At 37.2% G+C, this 7,761-nt stretch carries 11 protein-coding genes and 1 pseudogene; 3 read left to right on the top strand and 9 right to left on the bottom strand.

Translation table 11 applies throughout. The features are described from left to right. Positions 1-45 precede the first annotated feature (45 nt). On the top strand, positions 46-1,002 hold the full coding sequence (locus tag H0248_RS02295) for an AraC family transcriptional regulator (protein WP_180784513.1): 957 nt from the start codon (positions 46-48) through the stop codon (positions 1,000-1,002). A 207-nt stretch (positions 1,003-1,209) separates the two neighbouring features. On the opposite strand, the gene H0248_RS02300 is transcribed toward H0248_RS02295, so the two are convergent. From H0248_RS02300 to H0248_RS02325, 6 genes and pseudogenes are all read right to left on the bottom strand, one after another. Next, positions 1,210-1,947, bottom strand: a complete 738-nt coding sequence (locus H0248_RS02300; protein WP_180784514.1) for a sensor histidine kinase — start codon at positions 1,945-1,947, stop codon at positions 1,210-1,212. An 18-nt stretch (positions 1,948-1,965) separates the two neighbouring features. Continuing rightward, a complete protein-coding gene (locus H0248_RS02305; RefSeq protein ID WP_180784515.1) occupies positions 1,966-2,757 on the bottom strand; it encodes a response regulator in 792 nt (263 codons plus the stop codon). Positions 2,758-3,043: 286 nt separating this feature from the next. After that, positions 3,044-3,271 (bottom strand): annotated as a pseudogene (locus tag H0248_RS02310) (CcdB family protein). Between the two features lie 39 nt (positions 3,272-3,310). Beyond that, positions 3,311-3,529: a type II toxin-antitoxin system antitoxin CcdA gene (ccdA, locus tag H0248_RS02315; RefSeq protein ID WP_180784516.1), complete on the bottom strand. Its 219-nt coding sequence runs from the start codon at positions 3,527-3,529 to the stop codon at positions 3,311-3,313. Between the two features lie 14 nt (positions 3,530-3,543). Next, the gene (locus H0248_RS02320; RefSeq protein WP_094432189.1) at positions 3,544-3,792 is read right to left on the bottom strand and encodes a helix-turn-helix domain-containing protein; all 249 of its coding nucleotides are present in this window, start codon (positions 3,790-3,792) and stop codon (positions 3,544-3,546) included. A gap of 86 nt (positions 3,793-3,878) precedes the next feature. Next, complete coding sequence (locus H0248_RS02325; protein ID WP_180784517.1) at positions 3,879-4,133, bottom strand: helix-turn-helix domain-containing protein; 255 nt, start codon at positions 4,131-4,133, stop codon at positions 3,879-3,881. A gap of 103 nt (positions 4,134-4,236) precedes the next feature. Here H0248_RS02325 and H0248_RS02330 point away from each other — a divergent pair, with 103 nt between their 5' ends. Both H0248_RS02330 and H0248_RS02335 read left to right on the top strand, forming a co-directional pair. Then, the gene (locus tag H0248_RS02330; protein ID WP_180784518.1) at positions 4,237-4,479 is read left to right on the top strand and encodes a helix-turn-helix domain-containing protein; all 243 of its coding nucleotides are present in this window, start codon (positions 4,237-4,239) and stop codon (positions 4,477-4,479) included. Positions 4,480-4,924: 445 nt separating this feature from the next. Next, positions 4,925-5,128, top strand: a complete 204-nt coding sequence (locus tag H0248_RS02335) for a helix-turn-helix transcriptional regulator (protein WP_180784519.1) — start codon at positions 4,925-4,927, stop codon at positions 5,126-5,128. A gap of 25 nt (positions 5,129-5,153) precedes the next feature. Here the strand turns inward: H0248_RS02335 and H0248_RS02340 are convergent, their stop codons facing one another. The 3 genes from H0248_RS02340 to H0248_RS21880 all read right to left on the bottom strand — a co-directional run bounded on the left by H0248_RS02340 (position 5,154) and on the right by H0248_RS21880 (position 7,286). Then, positions 5,154-5,411, bottom strand: a complete 258-nt coding sequence (locus tag H0248_RS02340) for a plasmid replication protein (protein ID WP_180784520.1) — start codon at positions 5,409-5,411, stop codon at positions 5,154-5,156. Continuing rightward, positions 5,408-6,265 carry a replication initiation protein gene (locus H0248_RS02345; protein WP_180784521.1) on the bottom strand — a complete coding sequence of 286 codons (858 nt, stop codon included), beginning with the start codon at positions 6,263-6,265 and terminating at the stop codon, positions 5,408-5,410. The genes H0248_RS02340 and H0248_RS02345 overlap by 4 nt, the downstream gene beginning before the upstream one ends. Before the next feature lie 313 nt (positions 6,266-6,578). Beyond that, positions 6,579-7,286: a hypothetical protein gene (locus H0248_RS21880; protein WP_205558602.1), complete on the bottom strand. Its 708-nt coding sequence runs from the start codon at positions 7,284-7,286 to the stop codon at positions 6,579-6,581. Positions 7,287-7,761: the final 475 nt, after the last annotated feature.

Raw genomic sequence — 7,761 nt, forward strand, 5'->3', positions numbered from 1 at the left:
GACATATACTCTTCACTTATTGATTATTCGTCCGGAGTTGTCGTCATGACCATTCAGTCACCCGATTTGATCAGCGAGCTTCTGCGTGGGATGCGTCTTTCCGGGGTGACCTATCGCCGAATTGAAACCCACGCTCCCTTTGGTGTGGCGTTCCACTACGAACCCGGCAAAGCGCAGTTTCATTTTGTCAGTCAGGGAACAGCGCTGCTGCGTATGGAGAGTGGTGCGACGTTTGTGCTAAAAAGCGGGGACGCGCTGTTTATACCCAACGGTAATTCGCATGCGTTACTCTCTGATGAAAAGGCTGACGTCACGCCAGTGTCGGCATTTCCCAGCGAACCGATTTGCAATTCGGTCTGTGCGATCGACTGCGAACCCTGTCCAGACACCGAAAACACGGTGATCTTCAGTGGATGCATGGATTTTGAGCTGGGTGGAATGCAGCCGCTGATCAAAGCGATGCCGGAAGTCATGATGGTGAGCCGCCTGATGTCGACCTGGCCGGAAATCCATCCGATTCTTGCGGCCATGGAACGTGAGTCGATGACACGGCAGGTAGGATTTGCCGGCATTCTGGCGCGACTGGCTGATGTGGTCGCGGCGCTCATTGTGCGCGGATGGGTTGAAGCCGGCTGCGGTAAAGCGACGGGCTGGGTACAGGTACTGCGTGACCCGAGGCTGAGCCGGGCGATTTACGCGATGCATCAGAATCCAGGCGTCAACTGGAGCGTCGCGGAACTGGCAAAAGAAGCGGGCACCTCCCGTTCCGTTTTTGCTGAACGCTTTCTCTCCGCAACCGGAACTACGCCCGTAAAATATCTCAGCGAGCTGCGTATGCGCTTAGCTGTTCAGTACATCCGTCATGAACATCAGCCGATTGAAACGGTGGCGCTACGTCTGGGTTACGGATCGCTGGCGGCGTTCAGCCGCGCATTTAAACGCATCGTGGGTCACGCACCGGGAACGCTGCGAGAAACCAACTTGGCTCCTGAAGAGGTTTGATGGGGAACAGAGTTAGGGATCGTATTGGAAGCGAATGCGCCATCGTAGCGATCGTTGTTGTTGGGGGTGGTATCAAAAGCATCTGGATTAGTTTTTCAGGGGTGGCCAAAAGCAAAAATCAGCCGCTAAGTTGGTTATTTGAGGCAAACCCATCGGTCTGCCTTTGGTGTAAAATATTGCATAGATGAATGTATTTTAAATAGATTTTTATGGATTTATTTCATAGGGGATTTTTAGAGTAACTGTAAAGTTACAATATCCAATTTCATTAAAAGTATACCTTTTTGTTGATTGGGATTTAAAATCTATATTTATATTTAGAAGGTCCGATATGCGTTTGCAGTTATATAATCCATATCCCTCTCCTGGAATATCCGAATTAATGGCTGCATTAGCTCTGAATCCCTTTGTTGTGAGGCTATGAATTTCAGAGTTTTCAACTACAGGGCCAGGTGAAGAAATTTCTAGTAAAATGTATTCACTTTTGTTAGTTGTTGAAATATTTATTGATGAGCCACTTGGGGAGTATTTAAAAGCATTTTGGAAAATAAGGTTTATTAATTGCTCAAAAAATGTAATATAAGTGGATATGGCTATTTTTTCATCAAAGTCAGTCTCTATTTTTATTCTTTTGTCCTGAAGTTTATTCTTCATTTTTATTTTTATTCTTTGTATTTTTGATGGTATTTCTAAAAGTCCGACGGCATTATTGTTTTTTGCTTCTTCTAGATTTTCAAGTAAGCTGATATAAAGCCATGAGTTGAAATCTTGAAAAACCTCGTCAAGTTCTTCAAGTTCCGTTCTTACTTTTTTTATTACAGAGTCACTGTTTTCATATTTTTCAATAGACAATCTCCCTTGGATGGATTGGAATTTTTGTTGAAAATCTCTTGAGAGATGTCTATATCTTTCGAATATCTGTGCCCATTCAACTGAATTAGACATATGCATACCTTCGTTAGGTTATTTGAATGAATTAAAAATAAACAATGAACTTGCTATATTTATTGCTTTAGTGGAAATAGCTGCAACTTCAATAACACCCTTAATATCTACATTCTTTTCAGACTTTAAAATTATTTCTTTTATCTCATTTTTTGAAATATCTGTGCTTTCTCCTAAATATTTCAATAATAATACGTTTTGTGTAAATGCTTTTTGTACTTTTGTGATTTTTGATTCGCTTAGATCTAAATGAACTAAACGACTTCTAATAAATTTCCACCTTTGTTTTGGTGCTATAAATATTTTAGTCAAATTACTGAAGTTAAGCAAAAAATCATCAACGCCCCAATCTCGCTGAAAAACAGCATCTAGAGAAGTAAAATGTTTCCCTGTCTTAGGATCTAAAAGTCTAGCGGGGCTTCCTGTGAAGGCTACTACCACATGTAAGGGATTTAATTCGCGTAGGTCTTGTATTACACCGATCCCGTCCAAACCTGGATATGCCAAAGTTCCAACACCTTCGATATCGCAAAATATTAAATCGAAAGTGTTAAATTGGTATGCTATCAATTTCTTTTGTGAAATTTTTGTGTTTGTTTTATGATAGTCTTTAAATATTTTAACTGTGTGACCCTTGCTCTCTAAAGTTTGGACCCAAGGAAAATCATTATCATCAATTATCGCGATCTTTAATTTACTTGGTTTGTCAAAAAAATTTTTCATATCAATATCGATATCATCAGGATATATTGTCTTAGCCCGCAAAGATGACATGATTATGTAGTAATGTATTTTTATTTTGTTCCACATTTTTATATCTCTTTTCGTTGTATATGGTAAGCGTTGAGTATCTTTTTGCTGCTCTATCAGTGAAATGAATATGCACCTACTCTACAAGCTAACAGTTAATGTTTCGCTAGGTGAGATGTAGATTTTGACCTTCCCCAAGGAAATGCGTAATTGATACAATTACGATAGCAATGATTTTCGTGGCATTCAATACAATTAAACATTATGTAAGCATCATAGCGAATCGAACTATTCATTTTTAGTACTGATTATGTCCCTCACTATGCGTAAGGCTCAAGAACACCTCTCAAATCCCCCAAAACATAAGATTAATAGCATCCTTGATCTCATTTGCATACTCGCCAAGATCCGCAATAGCCTCACCAATCACCTCAGTCGTCATCAACCGATAATGGTCGTTGTCAATGCGGATCAGAGGGAACCACATCTTATTCATTTTCTCAGACAGGTAATGCGATCCAATAAGTGGGATGACCATGCGCCGCTTTGGTGTCTCGACAATATCGCTTTACATATCGACAAACGTTTTGTAATGACTGGAGCGTTTACACGATCACCAGTTCCTGTTTTCATCAGCAAAAGAACCATTCTGGGTAATAAATCTGGCGACGTTTTCCATCCCTTCGCGGTTTTCCTTTTTCCACACCTCAGTTTTGATACGGTGGGCTTCTTTGCCTATGACGTCATTCACCAGACCAGAAATAGGTATCCCGGTAGCATTGGGAATCTGATTATCGTTTTTGTCCACGGCAATGTTAATCCGGCGTTTCATTGCCGTGTTCCTTTTTAACCAAGCGCTTTATATTTTGCAGGGATCTTAGCAATAATGCTGGCGGGGTCTAGAGAGAGTAAACGGGCGATATGGATAAATTCTACGATGTCTAACCTTCTTTCCCCGTTCTCAACCTTGGCGATAAACGATTGAGGACGATCCAGCGCTAGCGCTAGGTTTCCCTGCGTGACCCCTTTGGCAATGCGTGCTTCACGTAATGCCTTGATAACGATTTGATATTCATCAGAGTAAACAGAAGCCATCGATTCAACCCCATAAAATTTGGGATCAAATATCAGTCGCTCACTGCTTTATCCCAAAACGGGATAAGTGTTTTTTTTTGTATTGATTACTTAATGCTATCTTTCTGTATTTTATTCGCTATTTTTTCTAAAACAGTGGAAGCGTCTACAGATAGCAGGTGAGCGATGTGGACAAATTCAACAACATCCAGCCTGCGTTCCCCATTCTCGATTTTGGCTACAAAAGACTGAGGTCGACCTAAAGCGTTCGCCAAATTTTCTTGGGTCATGCCTTTTTCGATTCTGGCCTCTCGCAGTGTTTTTATAACTGATTGATATTCATTTGAATAAATCGATGCCATTTTGGTGACCTTGATAGATATCCCAAAATCGAATATCAATCATTTCCTTTTTTATCCCAAAATGGGATAATCGGCGCAATTCATCACAGGGAGAGGTCGATAAATGGATAATTACGATTGGCATCCGGCAGACATTATTGCTGGCTTAAGGAAGAAAGGAACAACGTTGGCCGCGGTATCAAGAGCATCTGGATTAGCGTCTTCAACACTTGCTAACTCACTAACAAGACATTGGCCGAAAGGTGAGAGATTAATTGCCTGCGCATTGGGAAAGCAACCGGAGGAGATCTGGCCGTCACGCTATCGGAGTATGAGCCCGAATCATGGGGAAGGGGAGGCGGGATAACGCGCTCGTAGAGAATCGAACGGTGTTCGATGAAGAGTCCACACGCCAGAAACGAAAAACCCCCGCCGAAGGCGAGGGTTAAGAATTAGTGGTGCCGGACTAGGAATCGAACATTTATACAATCCTATGTTTTATAGAATAAAAATCAGTACATGTTGTTTTTTACCAACGTATATTTACCAACAAATCAAGGGTGTTGTCAATTTAAATCAATAAGTTACGTTATTTTTCGGTAGTAGACATCAGTAAACATCGGTTTTTAGATAGTGTAAACATCATATTGTCAAATAAAAGAGCACTTTTTGCCAAAAGATATAACTAATTGTTTTTAATTAATTTCTTGTATTTTTCCTCTGTTCCCTTCCAAAAAGCCTAAAAATAGGTGTTGATCGTCATAAGCGATATTCGAATAATACATTCCATCAAATAACAAAAGGAAAAATATATGAAAGAAAAAACAAAACTGATCCGTATTTCTGAAGTAATCGATCGCACAGGGTTTTGCAGGGCTTGGATTTATCGACTGATTAAAAATAATAGTTTTCCATCACCCGTAAAAACAGGTGAACGGTCTATCGCATTCATTGAAAGTGAAGTTGATCAGTGGATTGAAGAAAAGATTTTTTATTCACGTAATCAAGCTGCGTAAAACTAAATATAAGCCACGGAGTGGCCTATATTTGTTTTTCTTGTAATGCTAAATATCTACGATAATAAGACATAGCACTATCTAAGGTAGTATCCATTTTTTCAGCTACCTCACGCCATTTAAGACCAGATGATCTCAATTCAAAAGCAAGCTGTCTTTTTTCTGCTGCTTCTTTTTCATACTGTTCACGAGGCATAGCATAATATTTCACTATCGTTTTACGAGACACGCCAGCCATTTTTGCAAAATCTTTTGCTTTTATCTTTTTTCCGTTAATAATCATAATATATCCCATACTTGATCTAGTTTTGTTTTTAAATTTGTTCTTCTTGTTTTTTGTGCTCTTGCCGATTGTATTTCAGAAAACTTTTCTTTAGAAAAATTATCCCACGTCCATTTTGTGATGCTTTTACATATTTGTCTTACTTCATTGAGAGAAAGTAGATTGGCAGCATTACTATAGTTATTTAATACAATAGCTTTTGAAAACATATCATTGAAAAAATCATCATATGATTTAATTGATTTATATTTCAAAACATCTTTATATGCTATTTTTCTTAAATCCTCAAATAAATTAACATTACGACCTAAACCGTAAATATTACTTCTATTCTGCTTTTTATTTTTGTCTGAAAAATCTTCACGAACGAAATCAGATAAATAAGCAAGCTCATATTCTGGTATGTTATTACATATTGTTCTTGATTCGTTTTTATTTAGTGGGTTTCTCATCAATACATCAGCATATGCTCTATCTGCTTTTAATCTTTCAGTTAGTCCCGCCTGAACATACGCAGCAAATTTCAATGGTTTTATTTTTGCTGCATCCGTTTTCAATACAGGACTTTTTAACGCATACAGAAGATGAGCATGACCATTATTTGTATTTTGAATAATAATATTCGGCTTCGGTAAACCTACTAAATCCCACGCTATTGCCCCGTATTCGTGGTCTATGTCAAAGACTAATCCATTTGTGAAAAATCTGTTATTGTATGCGATATATTTATTTCTAAATGCTATTTCTTTGTGTCTTCTATATACACCTTTTGATGGATTATCACAGCATAAAACGTATTCTTGTATTTGACTTTTGTATTTTTCTATATTATAAATATTTTGATTTAATATCATATTAAATAATCATTATAAGTGATGCTCCTTTTTATTTTCGTTTTGGTTGACTGTAAATAATAGGGGCTTTATTTTTTTTGTTTTTACATTCATTTCTTTATAATAAAGAGATAACAGATATTATATTCTAGTCAAGTGGTACTCTAACCATATCAGATATTATGTTGTTCTTGGTTGAAATAAATAACATGGTGCCCTGTGATTAATGGCACTAAGACTACTTTAGTAAAACAATTTTTATAAATGCAAATAAGAAAGGTGCCATATGAAATGGCACCGATAAATAAAAAGCCAATATTTTTGTTTGTAATGATTATTTCTTTCTTGCTGTCCTTATATATCCATCTTTATCATAAATTTTTAATCCATTACCATCTATTACATAATAAGAGCCAAACTTATCGTTGTTCTTTTTATATTTATTATCAAGTTTTGTTAGTTGATAGGTTCCACTGCTGCCATCACCGTTTAATCGTTTTAAAAAATATCCCCGTGATGTTCTCGTTATTGTAAATGTTGCGTCCAAAAATTCAGGTGAACCAACATCGTCATACCATGAGCCTATAACAACATCTTTATCGGTTTTATCTGATACTGATTCAGGTATTTGCATGTTTTTAAAGCAAACTGCCATTCGTTGCATCTCACCTTTACTTATTAGAGCACCGCTGACCATATCAATATTATTTTTTAACATGAAGTTAATCAGATCTGGCTGACAAAATTTGACTTCCCATGCTTTAGTTATTGCTAAGTTTTGCAATTTAGCTGTTTTATCATGATCAGCATTTGGAACGCTCAAAAGATTTTTTTCAGAAGTATCAAAATCCATTCTATACGCATTTAATGGTTTTTCAGTTGTTTGATATGCTTTAATATATTTTATTGCTCCTTCTTTCGAAGTCGTTGATACTTTTTTACCGTATTCATCTAAACCGTGATTAATATTATCAGCCCATGCAGTAGATTGTGTGGATAATGTCAATAAAATGACTAAGGTAAATTTATTTATTTTCATCATAGATCCTTCGAGGTATTGAAGTTTATAAAATAGCATATTGGCATTTTTATTAAAATCTTTAATGTGGTAAATGGTTTGTTGTTTTTATGCTATTGATTTTCTAGTTATTTATAATGAATTGACGCCAGAAAACGAACAAAAGCAAGTTTTGTCCGTTTCTGTCGCCGCCGATCAAACCCCATGCCTTCAGATTTCACATAGCAGCGGTACTTTTTACGCAAAGCTACCTATTACGCACTGCTACCAGAAAGACAATATATTATTTACCATATCTTTTATTTGCATTTTATTTATCGTGCAATGTATTTATTTATGTAGCCGCTATTGACTAGATCTTATTATCGGTTATTTATTTAAATATAGGTGTAGTTCAGCTTTGTTTTTTTGTTCTTCGGAAACTGAGGCAAGGTGTAATAGCGTATCCGCTATTTTACCCAATCCTATCGGATTGCCAGGGCGGGATTCCACTTTGCTT

It is taken from the genome of Pectobacterium brasiliense (genome assembly GCF_013449685.1).
Taxonomy (GTDB): Bacteria; Pseudomonadota; Gammaproteobacteria; order Enterobacterales; family Enterobacteriaceae; genus Pectobacterium; species Pectobacterium brasiliense_A.